Annotated in this window: 22 protein-coding genes and 2 tRNA genes; 11 read left to right on the forward strand and 13 right to left on the reverse strand. The window is 35.7% G+C overall.

What is annotated here, in order from left to right:
• Positions 1 to 718: 718 nt before the first annotated feature.
• The 11 genes from HUE58_RS03200 to HUE58_RS07335 all read right to left on the reverse strand — a co-directional run bounded on the left by HUE58_RS03200 (position 719) and on the right by HUE58_RS07335 (position 6,751).
• Positions 719 to 1,009 (reverse strand): hypothetical protein, encoded by a 291-nt coding sequence (locus HUE58_RS03200; protein WP_174605602.1) that lies wholly within the window; start codon positions 1,007 to 1,009, stop codon positions 719 to 721.
• 277 nt (positions 1,010 to 1,286) lie between these two features.
• A complete protein-coding gene (locus HUE58_RS03205) occupies positions 1,287 to 3,140 on the reverse strand; it encodes a SurA N-terminal domain-containing protein (RefSeq protein WP_174605603.1) in 1,854 nt (617 codons plus the stop codon).
• 161 nt (positions 3,141 to 3,301) lie between these two features.
• A tRNA-Asp gene (locus HUE58_RS03210) sits at positions 3,302 to 3,378 on the reverse strand.
• 9 nt (positions 3,379 to 3,387) lie between these two features.
• Positions 3,388 to 3,463 (reverse strand) — tRNA-Val (locus tag HUE58_RS03215).
• 55 nt (positions 3,464 to 3,518) lie between these two features.
• A complete protein-coding gene (locus HUE58_RS03220; RefSeq protein WP_174605604.1) occupies positions 3,519 to 3,794 on the reverse strand; it encodes an HU family DNA-binding protein in 276 nt (91 codons plus the stop codon).
• Positions 3,795 to 3,943: 149 nt separating this feature from the next.
• Complete coding sequence (locus HUE58_RS03225; protein ID WP_174605605.1) at positions 3,944 to 4,474, reverse strand: DsbE family thiol:disulfide interchange protein; 531 nt, start codon at positions 4,472 to 4,474, stop codon at positions 3,944 to 3,946.
• A complete protein-coding gene (ccmE, locus tag HUE58_RS03230; protein WP_174606230.1) occupies positions 4,471 to 4,896 on the reverse strand; it encodes a cytochrome c maturation protein CcmE in 426 nt (141 codons plus the stop codon). The genes HUE58_RS03225 and ccmE overlap by 4 nt, the downstream gene beginning before the upstream one ends.
• Entirely contained in the window at positions 4,896 to 5,066 is a 171-nt protein-coding gene (ccmD, locus tag HUE58_RS07225) for a heme exporter protein CcmD (RefSeq protein ID WP_174605606.1), read from the reverse strand. Before ccmD ends, ccmE begins: the two co-directional genes overlap by 1 nt.
• A gap of 3 nt (positions 5,067 to 5,069) precedes the next feature.
• Positions 5,070 to 5,807: a heme ABC transporter permease gene (locus HUE58_RS03240; protein WP_174605607.1), complete on the reverse strand. Its 738-nt coding sequence runs from the start codon at positions 5,805 to 5,807 to the stop codon at positions 5,070 to 5,072.
• A gap of 123 nt (positions 5,808 to 5,930) precedes the next feature.
• Positions 5,931 to 6,590 carry a tRNA (adenosine(37)-N6)-threonylcarbamoyltransferase complex dimerization subunit type 1 TsaB gene (gene tsaB, locus HUE58_RS03245; RefSeq protein ID WP_174605608.1) on the reverse strand — a complete coding sequence of 220 codons (660 nt, stop codon included), beginning with the start codon at positions 6,588 to 6,590 and terminating at the stop codon, positions 5,931 to 5,933.
• 26 nt (positions 6,591 to 6,616) lie between these two features.
• Positions 6,617 to 6,751, reverse strand: coding sequence for a hypothetical protein (locus HUE58_RS07335; protein WP_174605609.1), 135 nt, complete (start codon positions 6,749 to 6,751; stop codon positions 6,617 to 6,619).
• A 506-nt stretch (positions 6,752 to 7,257) separates the two neighbouring features.
• Between HUE58_RS07335 and rpsF the strand changes: the two genes are divergently transcribed.
• The 11 genes from rpsF to der all read left to right on the forward strand — a co-directional run bounded on the left by rpsF (position 7,258) and on the right by der (position 16,626).
• A complete protein-coding gene (gene rpsF / locus HUE58_RS03255) occupies positions 7,258 to 7,599 on the forward strand; it encodes a 30S ribosomal protein S6 (RefSeq protein ID WP_174605610.1) in 342 nt (113 codons plus the stop codon).
• Positions 7,599 to 7,853 (forward strand): 30S ribosomal protein S18, encoded by a 255-nt coding sequence (rpsR, locus tag HUE58_RS03260; protein ID WP_174605611.1) that lies wholly within the window; start codon positions 7,599 to 7,601, stop codon positions 7,851 to 7,853. The genes rpsF and rpsR overlap by 1 nt, the downstream gene beginning before the upstream one ends.
• A 9-nt stretch (positions 7,854 to 7,862) precedes the next feature.
• Positions 7,863 to 8,306 (forward strand): 50S ribosomal protein L9, encoded by a 444-nt coding sequence (gene rplI, locus HUE58_RS03265; RefSeq protein ID WP_174605612.1) that lies wholly within the window; start codon positions 7,863 to 7,865, stop codon positions 8,304 to 8,306.
• Positions 8,307 to 8,408: 102 nt separating this feature from the next.
• Complete coding sequence (dnaB, locus tag HUE58_RS03270) at positions 8,409 to 9,854, forward strand: replicative DNA helicase (protein WP_174605613.1); 1,446 nt, start codon at positions 8,409 to 8,411, stop codon at positions 9,852 to 9,854.
• Positions 9,855 to 9,869: 15 nt separating this feature from the next.
• Complete coding sequence (gene alr, locus HUE58_RS03275; protein WP_174605614.1) at positions 9,870 to 10,919, forward strand: alanine racemase; 1,050 nt, start codon at positions 9,870 to 9,872, stop codon at positions 10,917 to 10,919.
• Entirely contained in the window at positions 10,916 to 11,617 is a 702-nt protein-coding gene (locus tag HUE58_RS03280; protein ID WP_174605615.1) for a metallophosphoesterase family protein, read from the forward strand. The genes alr and HUE58_RS03280 overlap by 4 nt, the downstream gene beginning before the upstream one ends.
• Positions 11,608 to 11,844, forward strand: coding sequence for a hypothetical protein (locus HUE58_RS03285; protein ID WP_174605616.1), 237 nt, complete (start codon positions 11,608 to 11,610; stop codon positions 11,842 to 11,844). The genes HUE58_RS03280 and HUE58_RS03285 overlap by 10 nt, the downstream gene beginning before the upstream one ends.
• A gap of 145 nt (positions 11,845 to 11,989) precedes the next feature.
• Positions 11,990 to 12,880, forward strand: coding sequence for a 5'-nucleotidase (locus HUE58_RS03290; protein WP_174605617.1), 891 nt, complete (start codon positions 11,990 to 11,992; stop codon positions 12,878 to 12,880).
• A gap of 456 nt (positions 12,881 to 13,336) precedes the next feature.
• Positions 13,337 to 14,605, forward strand: a complete 1,269-nt coding sequence (gene hisS / locus HUE58_RS03295; RefSeq protein WP_174605618.1) for a histidine--tRNA ligase — start codon at positions 13,337 to 13,339, stop codon at positions 14,603 to 14,605.
• Positions 14,602 to 15,219 carry a YfgM family protein gene (locus tag HUE58_RS03300; RefSeq protein WP_174605619.1) on the forward strand — a complete coding sequence of 206 codons (618 nt, stop codon included), beginning with the start codon at positions 14,602 to 14,604 and terminating at the stop codon, positions 15,217 to 15,219. The genes hisS and HUE58_RS03300 overlap by 4 nt, the downstream gene beginning before the upstream one ends.
• A gap of 6 nt (positions 15,220 to 15,225) precedes the next feature.
• A complete protein-coding gene (gene der, locus HUE58_RS03305; protein WP_174605620.1) occupies positions 15,226 to 16,626 on the forward strand; it encodes a ribosome biogenesis GTPase Der in 1,401 nt (466 codons plus the stop codon).
• A 391-nt stretch (positions 16,627 to 17,017) separates the two neighbouring features.
• Here the strand turns inward: der and HUE58_RS07135 are convergent, their stop codons facing one another.
• On the reverse strand, positions 17,018 to 17,140 hold the full coding sequence (locus tag HUE58_RS07135; RefSeq protein WP_277997987.1) for a hypothetical protein: 123 nt from the start codon (positions 17,138 to 17,140) through the stop codon (positions 17,018 to 17,020).
• A gap of 211 nt (positions 17,141 to 17,351) precedes the next feature.
• Entirely contained in the window at positions 17,352 to 18,989 is a 1,638-nt protein-coding gene (locus HUE58_RS03310; protein WP_174605621.1) for a CTP synthase, read from the reverse strand.
• Positions 18,990 to 19,039 lie beyond the last annotated feature (50 nt).

Consider the following 19,039-nt stretch of genomic DNA (forward strand, 5'->3'; position numbering starts at 1 on the left):
AATAAAGGTAATTATCAATCAAACAAGCCCTGCACTTTTTTAGAGTCAGGGCTTGTTTGATTGTCTGCTGAATGTCTCTAAAAATCTATAGCGACTAACAAAGAATTTTTTAAAGGTATCCTATTGTTGATACTGGTTTTTAACTTGTTTTTAAGATACTTTTTATATCTTCTTAGCAGTGAAAAATAGTCATACGTTCTTCATTTGTTTGAACCAATGGCAAGAGTGTAATTGATAGGGTGGCAATTATTAAAGTATATGCACTCTCTTTCCTTAATGGAAAAAATGGCACAATTTCAGGATATTTTTTGCTTATTTTTTTTATTTCATCATACTTACCAAAAATAAAATACGGTATTTATCGGATTTATAATGACGCTCATTAAGCGAAAAATCACAACGTTGCAAATAAGCTGGCTTAAAATGATAGCCTGTAATGGTTTTATCAAGTGCTGATCAAGCATATGAAAATTTCGCATTAACACGCTCAATCAAAAGCTCTTCATGTCCTGAAAATATTGAGCCAACAATATTATGTGCAATATTAAAGTTCTAATTACCACAACCCTTGCTCAACCATTTCTTGTATTTTTTCTATTAGGTCACCAGCTGATTGGCTCAGTTTTCAAGCATCACGCTTACTACCTTGCCCATAACCCCCTCCCCTTCTATAGCTGTTGCTCTACATGGTAGCATACGCCCAATCTAGGATCTAGTTTCAAAAATACTTGCATATTCCTAAAATTACAAAAGCGAACCACAACTTTTGCTTTTCATCGCCAATTTCAAACTCTCCTAAACCTTGAGGTAACGCCCTATTAAACACTCTGGTAAAAGATATCATCTCAGTATCTTTAATACCACTAACAATGATATGTTTAATCATTTGCTCTTCTACTGAATATAAAAAGCACTTGATTGGCAAGTGCTGTGGTGAAATTTCTCTGTCCTTTTGCCAAGAAAAAAAATTTCCAGTGCCCTGTGTGTGTCCGCCCCCAAAAAAAATCAATCCCGTGGCGCCTTGACAATATTGCTCATAAGTATATTACCTTTAATAGGTGTTGTGTCGTATTTTGGTGTTTGATTCCAGCACGCAAAAATCTAATTAATTTAGCCGCCTGAGCATCAGACAAGTTAGATTCAGGCATAATCCGACCTGATCTACTACTCAATATAGGCAATAACATCAATATCAATATTAATTTTATTTTCATAAATTGAAAGAATATTACAATATTTAAAAAGTTTAAAATAAACAATTTATTTAAAGTAAAAATAATTCTAGATTATAAATTTCTACTGAAAACTTTAATTTTTGCTTGAGATTTAAGCGTTTCAAGGATATTTGCAAATACTTCACTTGATTCAAAGCTTAATAAAGAGCTTTCAAGAGTAGCATTAATCGTCTTTATATCTGTCGTTTTAACGCCTGATAATTTGATTACAACCGTATTATTCTCATCCAAATTTTGAGCGCCATAGCTAGAATTACCATTAGTTGGCTTGGACAATGCAAACACTTTATTGATAATAGCCATCTCAACTTTGTTGGAATCTCGTTTCACCCAATCAACATGATGCCATTTAAGTTTATTCTTATTCATTAGTTTTTTGAGTATGTCTTTATCGTTGTGCGTCAATAAATCAACAATATTCTTGGCAAGATTATCAACAAAAGTTTTAGCCAGTAGTATCATTAAATGTGCATTAATTTCATCTTTAACTTCAATAAAGGATTTTTGTCTTTGTGCTAATTTTTTTTGTGCGCGGATAACCATTAATTTATCTTTTGATAATTCCAAAATTTCTGAGTTTTCGCCCTTGTTAAGAACCACGTCACTAAATGCAGTAGTAACAATTTTTTGGTTTAATTGAGTACTACTCCTGTCAAAAAAATCACTTACCTGAAGCTTTAAATCCATTTGATCAACAATTTTCTCTAAACTTGCCTCGTAAGCCAAGTTGGCCAATTGTTCAGTTAAGCTGTAAAACACTTTTTGTGCTTGTGCTTGAGTGTATAAATCAAGTAATTCAGATTTAACTGCATCAAACGGTTTAAGCGTTTTGGCTTTAATATTGTTAAGTTTAATAATATGATAGCCAAACTTAGATTTAACCAAATCACTAACTTCAGCAAGTTTCATTGCAAATACTTTTTTCTCAAATTCTGGCACCATAACACCACGAGTAAAAAAGCCTAAATCTCCTGCGTCAGATTTAGAGTCTGTGTCTTGAGAGTATTGCCTAGCAAGTTTAGCAAAGTCACCACCGCTGTTTAATAGGGTAATAACTTTTTGCGCAGTTGATTCATCTTCAAGCAAAATATGTTGTGCTTGCCTTTCTTCTTCTATGGTAAAGCGTTCTTGTTCATCTTCATAAAAATTAAATAATTCATCGTCACTTACTTTAATATTTTTTGAAATTTCATTTAATGACAACTCAACAAATTCTATTTTTACTTGCTCTGGTGCGAAAAATAACGTCTTTTTATTATTATAAAAATCTTTGACACTTTGCGCATCAACCTTAACTTCTTTAACGTAATCATTAGCGTGAATAGCAATATAACTAAATTGTCGCTGCTGATCATTCAATTTTTGTAATCTTAGAAGTTGTGTTGGTGTTACGAAAGCAGAATCTAATAAATTGTATTTGATTTGAGTTTGAGTTAATTCTTGTAACTTTATCGCCTCATATTTTCTTGTCGTATAACCATTAAGCCTTAATAATTGCTTATATTTTTCTAATGAAAATCGTCCCTTTTCTTTGAATAAATTATTGGCTTGAATAATAGTATTAAGTTCATTGACAGTTGTTTCATACAACAATTCGCTAGATAATTGCTCAAGCAAGTATTTGTCAATCATTTGATTAAGAATGGATTGCTTTAACATGGCATCAAATTCTATGTCATATTTTTTGTCCAGTTCTTGTTGCAAGCGTCTTTTTTGCGGATTGAATTCTGTAAGAAATTCTGCTTTTGAGATGTCAGCACCATTAACAGAAGCAATAATAATATTTGAAGTACCAGTGAAGTATTCACTAATACCAAATAAAGCAAAAGGAATGGTAATCAAACCAACGACTAAATAAGCAAACCAACCCTTAGTTTTGGTTTTGTTTCTAATTGAACCTAGCATAATGATGTGTGTTAACGGCTAATTGATTAATAATCTAAAAACCTTTCATTTAATAAGAAACGGGAATTATAAACGAAAACCTTTGTATGCTTACATGGGTTTTGTTATGTTTCGAAAATTCGGATGTTAGACAAATCGGAAACCATAACAAAGAAAAGTTATGGCGGAGCGGACGGGATTCGAACCCGCGACGTCCTGCGTGACAGGCAGACACTCTAACCAGCTGAGCTACCGCTCCGAAAAATTTTGGTGGGCGCTACAAGACTCGAACTTGTGACCCTCGCCTTGTAAAAGCGATGCTCTACCAACTGAGCTAAGCGCCCAAAAAAAATATGCCCAATACTGTGAAAGCACCGGACATATTATACTTAAAAAATTCTAAGAATTAACCGATTCTTTAAGTAATTTACCTGCTTTAAATGCAGGCACTTTAGAGGCCTTAATTTGGATTGCTTCGCCCGTTTGAGGATTGCGACCAGTACGTGCTGCACGATCACGGACAACAAAACTGCCAAAACCTGTAATGGCTACATTATCACCAGTGGCTAATGCTGAGGTAATTGCGCCTGTCATTGCATCCAATGCACGAGCTGCATCTGCTTTTGTTAAGTTGGAAGTTTGTGCAATTGCTGCAACTAAATCTGATTTATTCATTGACTTTATTCTCCTGTGTGTGAATCTTATTTTGATTAAAAAACATCAAGCTCTAAATTAAACTTTGGTTAAATTATCCATTAAATATCAGCACTGTCAATGGACTTTAATAAAAAAATATACCAAATTTTATCTTGCACTATTTTATTTTATCTTGCACTATTTTTTAGCTGGCTAATGAGTGGCAAAATTTGCCTTTCCCAAATCCCTGGCGTTAATTCACCAATACGCTTAAAACGAATAATACCTTGCTGATCGGTGATAAAAGTTTCAGGTGTTGCATAGACACCTAATTCAAGTCCAAGCTTACCTGATTGGTCAAACACAATCAAATCATACGGGTTGCCAAGTCTAGTTAAGAACATATTGCCATCCTTTTTGGTGTTTTTGTAATTAATCCCTAATATTTGTAATGAGTCGGTTTTGGCTATTTGCATCAACATTTCATGTTCTGCTCTACAAGTAACGCACCAAGAGGCCCAAACATTAACCAAAGATATTTTTCCCTGTAACTTATCTTGAATGGCGTAAATTTCACCAGTATTAAAGTCTTCAACTTCTAAATTTGGAAATGTTTTACCAATTAAAGGCGAGGGTAATTTTTTAGGGTCAAGCCCAAGACCTATATATAAAAAACCAGCCAATACAATAAATAAAACCAAAGGTAAAAATTTTTTCATTGTTTGTTTTTGGTTTTTTCCAGTGCATCCGCCACTTCTGGTGGCATATAGTTTTCATCATGTTTGGCAAGCACTTCAGTTGCCATGAAAACACCGTTAACTAAAGAGCCAGTCGTAATAATACCCTGACCCTCTTTAAATAAATCAGGCAAAATTCCCGAATAACTAATACGAAAGGTGTTGGCATAATCAGTGACGTCAAACATAACCTTAATACCATCACGCTTAACACTACCCTTAGCAACCATACCGCCTAAACGAAAACTTTTACCTTTTGGGGCCTTGCCTTCAGCGACATCAGTAGGAGAAAAAAAGTACAGTAAATTTTCGTTAAAGGCTTTTAAGCCTAAATAACCTGCTAAGCTCACACCTATTACCAGTAAAGCAACCAGTGTCATTCTATTTTGTCGTTTTGTCATGATCATTTCTCTCTTAAATATTTAATGCGCAACTGTTTGATTGCATTTTTATGAATGGAACGAGTGCGTATAAATAAAGTTGCAATCACAATTAAAGTTGTCAAATAAGAAAACCAAATATAAAAAGCATACTTTCCATACGGAAGAAAAGAAAAATATTCTGCTAAGGTCACTGCCTATTGTTCCATAATTATTTTTTTAACCCAGCTAGAGTTTTGCTCTGTCAGCAACACCTCATCTCTAGCCCTCATTAACATAAGTGCGCCATATAAAAACTTAAATGCCATACCCATTAATAATAGTGCAATCAACATATCAGCATCTTGAATGGCCACTTTATTGACACTGAGTGACGCACCTTGGTGTAAGGTATTCCACCACTTAACCGAATAATGAATAATGGGCAAATTAACCAAACCCACAATAGCCAACACTGAAGAGGCCTTAGATGCAGTTTTAGGATTATCAAATGCATTGTTAAGTGACATATAAGCCAAATATAAAAACAGCAAAATTAACTCTGAGGTTAAACGTGCGTCCCACACCCACCAAGTGCCCCACATCGGTTTGCCCCAAACTGCACCAGTAACCAAAGCTAAAAAGGTAAACGCCGCTCCAATGGGTGCTGATACCTTAGCAACCACATATGCTAATTTAATTTGCCAAATCAGGCCAATACCACCTGAAATCGCCAATACCAAATAAATAAACATACTCATCCATGCAGCAGGTAGATGAATAAACATAATGCGATAACTCTCACCTTGCTGGTAATCAATGGGTGCAACAATCAATCCCCAGTATAAACCCACCAATGTTAAAACAATAAAAGGAAATAAAAACCAAGGGATAATTTTTTGACTAATTTGGTAGAAGTTTTTAGGCGAAGCAAACGCTTGAATCCATTTCCACATAAATCAATCCTGTTAATTATTTAGACTTGAAACCTTTGTATAAATAGGGATGATTAGAAAAATAACAATTTTCATCAACTTGATTTTCCATATTTATACAAATATCTTAACTTATAAAACATATTATTTTAGCGACTTATGTGCAACATTATTACGCAAATAAGTTGGCAACGCTAACTTATTGCTAAAATTGATGTTTTTGTTAACATAGGTTAAGTAAAGCGCTATAAGGTTTTCAGCCTTTGGATAAAAATCGGCAATATAAGTACCAATGCCCGTTTGTTGAATAAGTTCATTTTCATAAGCACCCCATCCACTACCCACACCAATAAAATCTTTTTCAAGTGTGTCCACCTCATTAGGCTTTTGTAAACTTTCCTTAGATAAGACTTGGTTTTGATAAATACCCCAATATACCTCGCTCATACGCGCGTCAAGCGCAATGGCAACCTTGTTGGTATTGTATTTTTTAAACGCACCAAATCCAAGCAACTCAAGTGTTGAAAGACCCATTGTAGGAATGTTATGTGCCAATGATATGCCCTGAACCACACTAACGCACATCCTAACCCCTGTAAAAGCACCAGGGCCTTTGGTGTAAATAATACCACTCAAAGCAGATGGTGATAATTGACCGGCTTTAAAAATCTCATCACAAAGTGATAATATTAAACCTGAACTTTTCTCCACACCTTGAACAAAACGAGAAAATATTTCACCTTGAGTATGAAGACTCACTGAGCACGTATCAGTACACGTATCAATTGCTAATAAATTCATCATTTTGTTATTTTACAATTTTCTCAAACTTATGGTAGATAGATAAAATCAATTGCTTGCGATTGCTTGCGTTTAAGTAGTCTTAACAAATGTCTAACTGGATGGTAATAATCAGGACCTTTAATCAAAGCCAGAAGGGTAGCTATTTCTTTTAATGATAACAATGCCAGCTCTTTATTAAAATAAAACCGAGTAACATTGGTAAAATCATTAATACTCGCATTGCCTTTTTAACCTAAATATACAGTATTCATGTAACAATGTAAGTATGGATTTTTTATCAAATAAATGCTTCATACAATAATACCATACCATCTAATGCTTTTTAGCTTTTCGCCCAAAACTTAAAGTATCTACGCTTACCTTGTAAGAAAATGCATCATCAAATAACTGACTTAAATGGTTTAAATACACAGCAAAAATCACCGCACTTAGCAAAATTAAAGTGATGAAAAATTTAACAATGGCTAGCTGTTTAAACAAAATAAAAAAACAAGGTAATAAAAATTTAACTGAATTTTAACAAAATCCATCCGTAAAAGATTTTTTCATACAAGTATATAAACGCTAAACAATTGTTAAAAACAAATAACTAGTATAAAATATCCCTTTCCTTGCTTGAGAGCGCGGCGTTCCAAGCTACTATAATAGCCATAAGGAGGTACAACTCATGAGACATTATGAGATTACATTGATTGTCCACCCTGACCAGTCAGCCCAGGTAGGCATAATGATGGACAACTACAAAGAAATCATCATCACTGGTGGCGGTAAAATTCACAGAAAAGAAGACTGGGGGCGTAAACATTTAGCTTATCCAATCAAAAAAATTTATAAAGCACATTACTTAATGATGAACATTGAATGTGACCAAGAGGTGCTTGATAAACTTAATTATAATTTCCGTTTTAACGATGCTATTCTTCGAAATTTAATAATTTCTGAAGATGAAGCAATCACCACACCTTCAATCATGATGATTAGTAAAGACAAAGAAAAAGGGAGGTCATAATGGCCAAGCAAGTAAAAAGAAAACGCAGACCTCAAATTAAAATCAACACTTTTTGCCGTTTTACGGCAGCAGGCGTTACAAGGATTGATTATAAAGATGTTAATACACTACTTAAAAATATTAATGAAAGTGGAAAAATCACACCATCAAGAATGACAGGCACCAGTGCTAAATTTCAACGTCAACTAACAACCGCCATTAAAAGAGCTAGATTTTTAGCCCTTATTCCTTACACTGACAAACACAAGAAATAGGAGTCTATCATGCAAGTAATTTTATTAGAAAAAATCCAAAAATTAGGCAACTTAGGTGATTTATCCAATGTTAAAGCAGGCTATGCTCGTAACTTTTTAATTCCTAAAAATAAAGTTACGCCTGCAACTAAAACAAACTTGGCTGAATTTGAATTAATTAAATCCGAACTTCAAGCTAGAGCAGCCGAAACACTTAAAAATGCACAAGTAGTTGAGGCTAAGATGATAGGTACTGTTTGTACCATTCAAGCCCATGCAGATGAAGAGGGCAAATTGTTTGGCTCTATCAATACCACTAATATTCAAATAAGCCTGGCAGCAAGCGGTTTTGAAGTTAAAAGACGCAATATCAACATGTCTGAGGCAATTCGCCATACAGGTGAATATGAAATCAGTGTTGATTTGCATACAGATATTACGGTGAATATTAAAGTTGTTATTAGTGCCTCTTAAGAAGCATAAAAACCAACTCATTGTTCCCCATTGTGCATTAAAATTAAAAAAACTCCTTACACGAGGGTTTTTAATTCTCTAAAAAAGTGTTTTTAAAAGCCAATGGATATCAAAAACACCAAAATACCACCCAATTCAATCGAATCAGAACAATCTGTTTTAGGTGGCTTATTGCTACACAATGAGGCATGGGATCGTATTGCAGATATTTTAACCGAGGCAGATTTTTACAATGCCTCGCATAGAATGATTTTTAATGCCATTACCATCCTATTGCAACACAACCAACCTGCTGACATTCTCACAGTTAAAGAGCAAGTTAAAAAAACAGGCTCTGAAAAAACCATTGGTGGCTTTATCTATTTAGCTCAAATTGCTGAAAACACTCCTAGCATTTCTAACATTGAAGCTTATGCTAAACACGTACGTGAATTATCTGTTTATCGCCAACTGATTGTTATTAGTCACGAAATTGCTGACACTGCCTATCATCCAAAAGAAATTGAAGTTCAAGAGCTTATTAACCTTTCTGAGAAAAAAATATTTGAAATTGCCGAACAAGTGACTCGTGGAAGACAAGACATTAGCAATGTAAAAGACATTATTAAAGATGTTGTCAATCACGTACACGAAATGCAAGAATCTAGCGGCATAAGTGGTTTAGAAACTGGCTTTAGCGAATTAGATAAATTAACTTCTGGCTTGCAAAATAGTGATTTAATTATCATTGCTGGACGCCCCTCTATGGGTAAAACTGCTCTTTCAATGAACATTATTGAGCACGTTGCTATTACTGCTAAAAAGCCTAAACCAGTTGTAATATTTACTTTAGAGATGTCAACCGAACAGTTAGTAATGCGTATAATTTCATCATTTGGCCATATTGAAGGCTCAAAACTACGCAACATCATGACTGAAACTGACTGGAACAGCTTTAATCATACCGTATTAGCCTTGGGAAAATCCACGGTTCTTATTGATGAAACCCCTTCCATTACACCAACAGAAATTCGCGCAAAATGTCGGCGATTAAAACGCCAATATCCTGACTTGGCACTAATTATGGTAGATTACTTGCAACTGATGACCGTACATGGAAAGAGTGAAAATAGGGTACAAGAAATTTCTGAAATTTCCCGCTCTCTTAAAGCCTTAGCCAAAGAAATTAACGTACCCGTACTTGCTTTGTCACAACTTAACCGTGCTGTTGAATCACGCCCTAAGGCTGGTAAAGGTCGTATGCCACAAATGTCTGATTTACGTGAATCAGGTTCAATTGAACAAGATGCTGATATTATTGGTTTTATCTATCGCGACCAACAATATCATGATGACACCTATTCCAATCCAGAAGAGGTCGGTAAAGCAGATTTAAAAATTGTCAAGCATAGGAACGGTGCCACTGGTACAATCAACTTAGCTTTTATTGGCGAATATGCACGATTTGAAGATTTAGCCAACGAGGACCAATTTCACGGTATAGTTGATGAGCAAATAGACACAGTTTATGCACATAATATAGCTAATTTTAAGCAAGAGCCTTTTTAATAAAAAATATTACCCATGCACGCCATTGCCTCAATTTCTCAATCAGCATTAAAACACAATCTTTCAGTTGTAAAAAAAAATGCGCCTAATGCTAGGATAGTTTCCATGGTGAAAGCCAATGCTTATGGCCATCATATTGATTTAATTGACCCAATTATTAATCATTCTGATTTGTTAGGTGTTAGCGAAATCTTGGAAGTAGAAAAATTACGCAAAACAACAAATCAGCCAATTTTACTTCTATCAGGCGTCATTAAAGACCAAGAACTACAACAAGCCATTAAACTAAATTGCCAAATTGTTATACACCATAAAACTCAACTATCCATTATTAATAATACCAAACAGAGTATAGATATTTGGATAAAAATTAACACAGGTATGAATCGATTGGGCTTGTCTACCAATGAATACAAATACTGTATAAAGTTACTAGAAAATAATCCACTGATTAATATCCAATGTGTCATGAGCCATTTCGCTTGTGCTGATGAAATTAACCACCCAATGAATCAATCCCAGCTCTTTGAGTTTAAAAAATCAACACACGCCACCGTCAAACGCTCAATAGCAAATTCTGCTGCAATTTTGTCAAATTCAGCCTCACACTTTGATTATGTTCGCCCTGGCATTATGTTGTATGGTGTTTCTCCTTTTGATATTATTAATCACAATCTTAAACCAGTTATGCAATTATCAGCGCCAATTATATCAATTAAAATCATCAAAACTGGTGATTCAGTTGGCTATAGTGCTACTTGGACAGCCAACAAACCAACAACCGTAGCAACTATCGGCATTGGCTATGGCGATGGCTACCCGCGCCATGCTAAAAATGGTACACCTGTGCTAATTAATAACACCTTATGCCCACTTATTGGTCGCGTGTCGATGGATTTAATTTGTGTTGATATAAGCAACATTAATGCCAGTGTTGGAGATAACGCGATTCTTTGGGGTAATCAGCAATTACGCATCGAAACCATTGCAAAATGCAGTGCTACTATTGCTTATGAACTACTAGCAGGTGTTAGTTCCCGAGTTACCTTTATCAATGCTATATGAGCCATAGCTTTGTTCAAATTAGTGATTGCCATATTGATGATCTTGAAAACACTATGGGTGTTAATACCCATGTCAATTTAAAAAAAATCATCAATAAAATCATCAACATCAACATTGATGCCTTATTAATTAGTGGGGATCTTACCCACAATGGCACAATCACTTCTTACAAAACTTTACAACAAATACTTTCTCCTGTCCAAACAAGGCTATTAGTCATATCTGGCAATCATGATATTGATAACAATTTAAATGCTATTTTTTCTAAAAATTTATCCAGCCAATTCACACTGGGAAAATGGGAAATTATCGCTACAAATTCCGTGCAAATATCAAAGACTAGTGGATTTTTAACAAAAGATGAACTTATAAAACTAGACTTTAATTTAACACAATCAACTGCTAAATATATACTCATTGTCTTACACCACCCTATCGTACCAATGAACAGCACTTGGGACGATTCATTATCTTTAGAAAACCCAAAAGCATTGTTTAACGTGCTTGATAAATACCCTAAAATACAAGCTATACTATTTGGTCATACGCATCAAGCAGCTGAATTTAGTAGATTGGGGGTAAAAATTATTTCATGCCCATCAACTGCCTTGCAATTTAACAATGAAACTAGGATTGGCTTTAACCATTACACGCTGCATGATAGTGGTCAAGTAACAATTGACACACAATGGATATAGAACAACATTTTTTAAAATCTTTATACAATCAGAAAGAGCCAAAAACTTACACCCAAGTTTCGCAGTTGTTTGAATTGAACTATCAAAAAATTTTAAAACTTATGCCACTATTAAAGCAAACCTCTGATGATTATGTCATTAAGCACAATAGTGAAAACGACTTACATTTTATTGTAGAAGAGAGGTTTACCCACACAGATGTTTTCACACTAATGCACAATTATTAGAAGTCATCTCTGTGTGCAATCAAACCAGCCTTAATCGCACCCGCCCATATTTAGCACAATGCTCTGATATGAATATACAATGGGAGTTAAATACATCTATCGATAAATGGTTGGATTATTGCTTAAATAAGTACCAAGAAAAAGCATGGCAAACACTATAAAAAAAAAATTGATTATTGCCATCTCATCAAGAGCCTTATTTAATCTTGATGAATCGCATAAAATATTTAAAGAACAAGGGGTTGAGGCTTACGCCGAACATCAAGAAGAAAATGAGAAGGTTGTTTTACAATCTGGGGTTGGTTTTTCACTGGTCAAAAAATTACTAGCCCTCAACAGCACAAGAGATCCCATTGATGTCATCCTGCTTTCACGCAATAGCGCTGACACGGGCCTACGTATTTTTAATTCCATTGAACATTACGGCTTAAACATTTCAAAAGCAGCCTTTACCTGTGGAGAAAGCACGCACAATCTTGTCGGTACATTTGAGGCAGATTTATTCTTATCAAGTAATTATCAAGATGTACAAAAAGCCTTGGAATCAGGTTTTGCAGCAGCATCAATCCTCGGTTCTGACTCACAAGAACCACACGAAACTCAGTTGCGTATCGCTTTTGATGGCGATGCCGTTATTTTTTCAGACGAATCAGAGCGAATTTTTCAAGAAAAAGGCTTAGAAGCCTTTTCAGAAAACGAAAAAAACTTAGCTAATATTGCACTCAAAGCTGGCCCATTCAAATACTTTCTAATGTCATTACAAAAAATACAATCTGCCTTTCCAGCAGCAAACAATCCAATTAGAACCGCCCTAGTAACCGCACGCTCAGCACCATCACACAAGCGTGTTATTCACACCATGCGTAAATGGGGTATTCGTATTGACGAATCTTTCTTTCTAGGCGGGCTAGACAAAGGCATATTTTTAAAAGAATTCGGTGCTGATATCTTTTTCGATGATCAGCGCCAACACTGTCAATCAGCCTCCCAATACGTACCTACAGGGCATGTCCCTAATGGTATTAACAATCAATAAGCTTAAATTCAACTTGCAAGTTGAATTTAAGTGCTACACCTTTTCTAGGTGTCTGCCAACACTCTTAAACCCTAAATCTCTGCCAATCATCTTAACCAAGATTAGCAATAAAATAATCACTACCACACGATAGCCCTTTATAAATATTACCCCTTAACATGTCAATGCTTTTTCTACCATGTTTGCACGGCACTTGGATTGTTTTCAACATAACGAAAGGCATGGTAACTGTATTGCTCATAAGTGCTAGATAACATCATTGACATATAATTTAACTTCAAAGCCTAGCAAAACAGACAGGACAACTGCATCAAATCTATGCTAAAGCTTTAAATCAATCCAAATTAATATTGGCCTAATGCAATAAAATGAAAAAGATAAATAGCGTATTTTATTTTTCTAATCCGTAAGATAGAAATTGGTAAAATACTTAAGACTTCTAACACTTACCAATAAATGAGTAAAAAAATCCAAGCCATTCGTGGCATGAACGACTTATTACCTAAAGACTCTGCGTTTTGGCTGTCGTTAGAAAAGACAATTTTTGATTTGTTTATTAGTTATAGTTATCAAAATATTCGTACGCCAATCGTTGAAAAGACGGATACCTTTTCTCGTGCGATTGGCGGGGCTACGGACATTGTTGAAAAAGAAATGTATTCGTGGAGAGAGTCAGGTGGTGAATCATTAAGTTTAAGGCCTGAAGGTACAGCGGGTTGTGTGCGTATGATGATTGAGCATAATTTGCCCAGAGAGGGGATTCAAAAAGTTTTTTATCAAGGGGCGATGTTTCGACACGAGCGTCCGCAAAAGGGGCGTTATCGCCAGTTCCACCAAGTGGGGCTTGAGGTATTTGGTGCAACTAATGTCAAGGCGGATGCTGAACTTATAATGGTGATGCGTGCTTTGTGGCAAGCTTTGGGTTTGAAAAATATTGTATTAGAGATTAATACTTTAGGCTCTAGTGAAGCTAGAGCTGCTTATAAAAAAGTATTGGTTGCGTATTTTAATCAGCGCAAAGACCGGCTTGATGAAGGCAGCTTAAGACGATTAAACACCAATCCCTTGCGCATCTTGGATAGTAAGAATAAAGCGATGCAGTCTTTAATTAGTAATGCACCTAAGCTAATGGATTATTTAGACAAAGAATCTGCACAACATTTTGAGCAATTTAAGACTTATTTAGACGCCTTGGATATTGCTTATGTAGTTAATACTTCCTTGGTTCGTGGGTTGGATTATTACAACCGTACTGTGTTTGAGTGGACAACAACTGATTTGGGTGCACAAGGTACAATTTGCGCTGGTGGCAGATATGATGGCTTAGTTGAGAAAATGGGCGGTATACCGACACCAGCAGTTGGTTTAGCAATTGGTTTAGAGCGCTTGGTGTTGCTATTAGAGGCACAGAACCTAATGACAGTTGAGTCTACTTTGTCTATTTATTTGGTTGCATTGGGTGAAAAAGCGCAGATTAAATCGATGCAAATAGCAAGTACTTTGCATGATACATTACCTAATGCAATCCTTTATAATGACATCACTTTAGGTAATTCTAAAAATCAGTTTAAAAGGGCAGATAAAGCCAAAGCACATTTTGCGTTAATCTTGGGCGAAGAAGAGTTAAACAACAATCAAGTTAGTATCAAGCCTCTAAAAGGTCAAGGGGCGCAACAAACCATGGATTTAGAAGAGGCGATTAAATATTTTAAGGAAAGCAAATGAAAAATTTTATTGAAGTAGATAAGACTGAAGAAGAACAGGTCGAACAAGTTAAACGCTGGATTAAAGAAAATACGCTACAAATTGTTGTTAGTGTTAGCTTGGGTTTGGGTAGCATTTGGGGGTTTGATGCTTATAAAAATTATCAACACTCACAACTGATTGAAGCACGAAATATTTACTTAGCACTTACCTCAAATCCTAGCGACACACAAGCTTATGAACAGCTAAAAAACAACCATGCAGATAGCGGTTATCTTGATCAAGCAACCTTGATCTTAGCTAAAAATGCAGTGGCTAATAAAGATTATACACAAGCGCTTGAATATCTTACTCCGTTGAGTGATGCAAGCAATGTCTCTATTGCTAAAGTTGTCAATATGAGAATAGCCAGCCTACATTTAGAAATGGGCAGTTATAAACAAGCACTTGATGCGCTAAATACTGCGCCTAATAGTGCATTTAACGGCTTGTATAATCAACTTAAAGGGGATATTTATTTAGCTGATAATCAAATTGACAATGCTAAAAAATATTATAAATTAGCATTTAATCAAATTTCTAAAGATTCTGGATTGCAAAATTTGATTAAAATTAAGTTAAACGACCTTAACTAATCAGCCATGGGTTTGCCTATTATTTGCCTTGTTGGACGGCCTAATGTTGGCAAATCCACGCTGTTTAATCGCCTAAGCCGTTCATGCCAAGCATTGGTGTCTGATTTTGAAGGGTTAACTCGCGATCGTCAATACGTAGAAGTACTTTTAGATGATGACACGCAAACTTTTGCCACAATTATTGACACAGGCGGACTTACCAATAAAGACAATCTAGTTGACAGTGGAATCCAAGATCAAGTACTGAACGCGTTAGAAGAGTCAGATGTTATTTATTTTATGGTCAGTAGTCGAGATGGTGTGATTGGTCTTGATTTAGAAATCGCAGCACGCCTTAGAAAGCTTAAAAAAAAAATCATCTTAGTTTGCAATAAAGCTGAGAGCTTAAACCCAACCTTAGCTGCTGAATTCTTTGAGCTTGGAGTGGGTGAGCCTATACTGATTTCAGCCGAACATGGCCAAGGCATTGCTGATTTAATTGACGCTACCTTGCCCCTACTACCTCATCAGGCCACCATTGAGGAACTAGGGGAAATAGAAGGTATTGCTGTGGCCGTACTTGGCAGACCTAATGTGGGTAAATCAACATTAATTAACCGTATTTTAGGGCAAGAGCGCGTACTGGTAATTGATTTACCAGGTACCACACGTGATAGTATTTATATCCCTTTTGAACGCGAAGGGCAAAAATATACACTCATTGACACGGCAGGCATTCGTCGTAAACGCTCAACTCATGAAAAAGTTGAAATATTCTCTATTATTAAGGCTATTGACGCCTTAGAAAAGGCTCATGTTGTTATTCTTGTATTAGATGCACAAACTGGGGTGACTGAACAAGATGCAACCCTATTAGGCATGATTTCAGATAAAGGTAGAGCGCTACTCATTGTCATTAACAAATGGGATGGTTTGGATGATTACCAAAAACTAGAAGTTAAACGAAAACTAGAAGTTAAACTTTCTTTTGTAAATTATGCCAGTGTTCATTATATTTCTGCCCTACACGGCTCTGGTGTCGGTAAATTATTTGCACCCATTAACCAGTCTTATCAAAATGCTGGTGGGCAATATCCAACCTCAGTATTGAATAAAATTTTAGAAAAGGCCAATCAAGGTCATCAGCCACCACCTGTTAAAGGCAGAAGGCTAAAAATCAAATACGTCAACCAAACTGGTGTGTTTCCGCCAACGTTTACTTTTCATGGTAATCATCTACAAAACGTGCCAAATGCCTATGAGCGTTATTTAAAGAACTTTTTTATTAATGCTTTAAAGTTAACTAATACGCCTATCAAAATTGAATATAAAAGTGGCGACAATCCTTTTAAAGATAGAAAAAATATATTGAGTGCTAGACAAATTGCTAAAAAACGTCGTTTAATGAAATTTGTTAAAAAGCGTTAAAGGTACCTCTAATAACCCAAAATTCTTGTCAAGAAGATAGATTCTTACTTTAGAATAGATTTTAAAAAATTAGTCATATAAAGGGTTCTAGCTGGTTTTTTTAAAAATTCATTATAAAGTGAAAGGTCGGTTTTTGATGAGTGTTTTAGATTTTTAGAGATACCCTTAAGATATTCTTGATATGAGTATTGCACTAAAGACCACGCTTACGTTGCTCTTGCTTGGCTTTTTTCTACCTCAACATAAGCGTTTACCCAAAATTTCAAATAAGGATAAAAACTCACCACCCTCACCCGCTTTAAGAGTCGATGCATCTTGATGAAAAAACACAGCATTATTCGCCAATAGCGTTTTATAATCCTTATTTATCTTGCCGCTGTGATAGTACTGTTCAGTTAGCTTTGTGTAACGTATTAAGCTTTTTATCAAGTAATTTTGATAACATTAATTTACCTTGTTTTTCACTGGTATGTTTGGCATTTATATGTGCCAAAATAGCTGCCAACTTCATCATCAGAGCGCACTACCAATTTGCCTTTAAATAACCCTGTGTAAACAAAAACTTTACCACCACCAATGGTAAAAGCATTTCACTGTTGCTTGTTAATATAGATGTACTTCCCAAGGTAAATCTGTTCTGTGTGTGACTTTTAAAAGCTGATTAAACACACGTTGAACACGAGAAAAATAAAAGAAACAGTCAGATCAATATTTTTATAAACAGATTAGGACAAAATAAGGTCATGCGCTTTATTAGCAGCTTTAATAAAACTTTCAAATAGTGGATGCCCATCACGCGGATTTGAAGTGAATTCTGGATGGAACTGACAAGCCACAAACCAAGGATGATTTTTAATTTCGACCATTTCGACCAAAGTACCATCGATAGAACGCCCAGAGACGATCAAACCTGCTGTTTCCAACTGTTTAATTAATGAATTATTAACCTCATAACGGTGGCGGTGGCGCTCAGTAATAACTGACTTAGTGTAAATCTCTTGTGAATTAGTACCCTCAACCAAAGCGCATTCTTGCCCTCCAAGGCGCATTGTGCCACCAAAATCTGAGTCTTTATTTCGAATTTGTTTGTATCCATCAACATCTTGCCACTTTGTTATTAAATCAATAACAGGATAAGGCGTACTTCCATTAAATTCTGTACTATTAGCGTCAGTCATATTCGCCATATTGCGCGCATATTCAATCACAGCAACCTGCATACCAAGACAAATACCTAAATAAGGCACATTGTTTTCACGGGCAAATTTAACTGTGGCAATTTTGCCTTCAACACCACGATTACCAAAACCACCTGGCACTAAAATCGCATTCATCTCAGATAAACAATCAGTGTCATTTTTTTCAATCTCTTCAGAATCAAAATAATGGATGTTAACTTTTGTTTGTGTGTGTGTACTGGCGTGAATTAAAGCTTCAGACAAAGACTTGTAAGATTCCGTCAAATCCATATATTTTCCCACCATGGCAATATCAACACTAGATTTAGGGTGTTGTAATTTCTCAATCACATTGTCCCAATCGCTCAAATCGGTTGGCTTGCAGTCTAATGATAACTTTTTCACCACCACATCATCCAAACCTTGCTCATGCAAAGCTCTTGGTACTTTATAAATCGTATCGACATCTAGTGAGGTAAACACAGAATCTTGAGGCACATTGGTAAATAGTGCAATCTTGGCACATTCGGCGTCTGGCAATGGATGCTCAGATCGACAAATTAAAATATCGGGCTGAATTCCAATGCCTCTAAGTTCTTTAACAGAATGTTGGGTTGGCTTGGTTTTTAACTCACCTGCGACTTTAATATAAGGCAACAAGGTTAAATGAATAAATAACACATTATCACGACCCAACTCAAAACCCATTTGCCTAATTGCTTCCATAAATGGTAGCGACTCAATATCACCTGCGGTACCACCAATTTCAACCAAAGCAACATCAGCCCCTTGTGCACCTGCCCGAGTCAAACGCTTAATCTCATTGGTAATATGTGGAATGACCTGAACAGTATCGCCCAAATACTCACCGCGACGTTCTCGCTCAATGACATTTTCATACACACGACCTGCAGTAAAATTATTTTTCTTGCCTAATTGAGCGCGAATAAAACGCTCATAATGACCCAAATCAAGATCTGTTTCAGCGCCATCGTTGGTTACAAAAACCTCACCATGCTGAAATGGGCTCATGGTACCAGGGTCGACGTTAATATAAGGATCAAGTTTGAGCATGGTAATATTCAAACCACGTGATTCTAAAATTGAAGCTAATGACGCACTTGCAATGCCCTTTCCTAAGGAGGAAACTACACCACCAGTAATAAAAATGTATTTTGTTGGCACAAGAAAAGTAGCAAAGTTGAAAGGGTCATGATACCCAAAACTGTGTAGAA

The sequence above is a fragment of the Candidatus Ruthia endofausta genome (assembly GCF_013342985.1).
Classification (GTDB): domain Bacteria; phylum Pseudomonadota; class Gammaproteobacteria; order PS1; family Pseudothioglobaceae; genus Ruthia; species Ruthia endofausta.

Bases quoted from the DNA above. Each gene is read 5' to 3' on its own strand.
- HUE58_RS03205 (WP_174605603.1), bottom strand. From the start codon at position 3,140: ATGCTAGGTTCAATTAGAAACAAAACCAAAACTAAGGGTTGGTTTGCT.
- HUE58_RS03220 (WP_174605604.1), bottom strand. From the start codon at position 3,794: ATGAATAAATCAGATTTAGTTGCAGCAATTGCACAAACTTCCAACTTA.
- HUE58_RS03225 (WP_174605605.1), bottom strand. From the start codon at position 4,474: ATGAAAAAATTTTTACCTTTGGTTTTATTTATTGTATTGGCTGGTTTT.
- HUE58_RS03240 (WP_174605607.1), bottom strand. From the start codon at position 5,807: ATGTGGAAATGGATTCAAGCGTTTGCTTCGCCTAAAAACTTCTACCAA.
- tsaB (WP_174605608.1), bottom strand. From the start codon at position 6,590: ATGATGAATTTATTAGCAATTGATACGTGTACTGATACGTGCTCAGTG.
- rpsF (WP_174605610.1), top strand. From the start codon at position 7,258: ATGAGACATTATGAGATTACATTGATTGTCCACCCTGACCAGTCAGCC.
- rpsR (WP_174605611.1), top strand. From the start codon at position 7,599: ATGGCCAAGCAAGTAAAAAGAAAACGCAGACCTCAAATTAAAATCAAC.
- rplI (WP_174605612.1), top strand. From the start codon at position 7,863: ATGCAAGTAATTTTATTAGAAAAAATCCAAAAATTAGGCAACTTAGGT.
- dnaB (WP_174605613.1), top strand. From the start codon at position 8,409: ATGGATATCAAAAACACCAAAATACCACCCAATTCAATCGAATCAGAA.
- alr (WP_174605614.1), top strand. From the start codon at position 9,870: ATGCACGCCATTGCCTCAATTTCTCAATCAGCATTAAAACACAATCTT.
- HUE58_RS03280 (WP_174605615.1), top strand. From the start codon at position 10,916: ATGAGCCATAGCTTTGTTCAAATTAGTGATTGCCATATTGATGATCTT.
- HUE58_RS03285 (WP_174605616.1), top strand. From the start codon at position 11,608: ATGGATATAGAACAACATTTTTTAAAATCTTTATACAATCAGAAAGAG.
- HUE58_RS03290 (WP_174605617.1), top strand. From the start codon at position 11,990: ATGGCAAACACTATAAAAAAAAAATTGATTATTGCCATCTCATCAAGA.
- hisS (WP_174605618.1), top strand. From the start codon at position 13,337: ATGAGTAAAAAAATCCAAGCCATTCGTGGCATGAACGACTTATTACCT.
- HUE58_RS03300 (WP_174605619.1), top strand. From the start codon at position 14,602: ATGAAAAATTTTATTGAAGTAGATAAGACTGAAGAAGAACAGGTCGAA.
- der (WP_174605620.1), top strand. From the start codon at position 15,226: ATGGGTTTGCCTATTATTTGCCTTGTTGGACGGCCTAATGTTGGCAAA.
- HUE58_RS07135 (WP_277997987.1), bottom strand. From the start codon at position 17,140: ATGATGAAGTTGGCAGCTATTTTGGCACATATAAATGCCAAACATACC.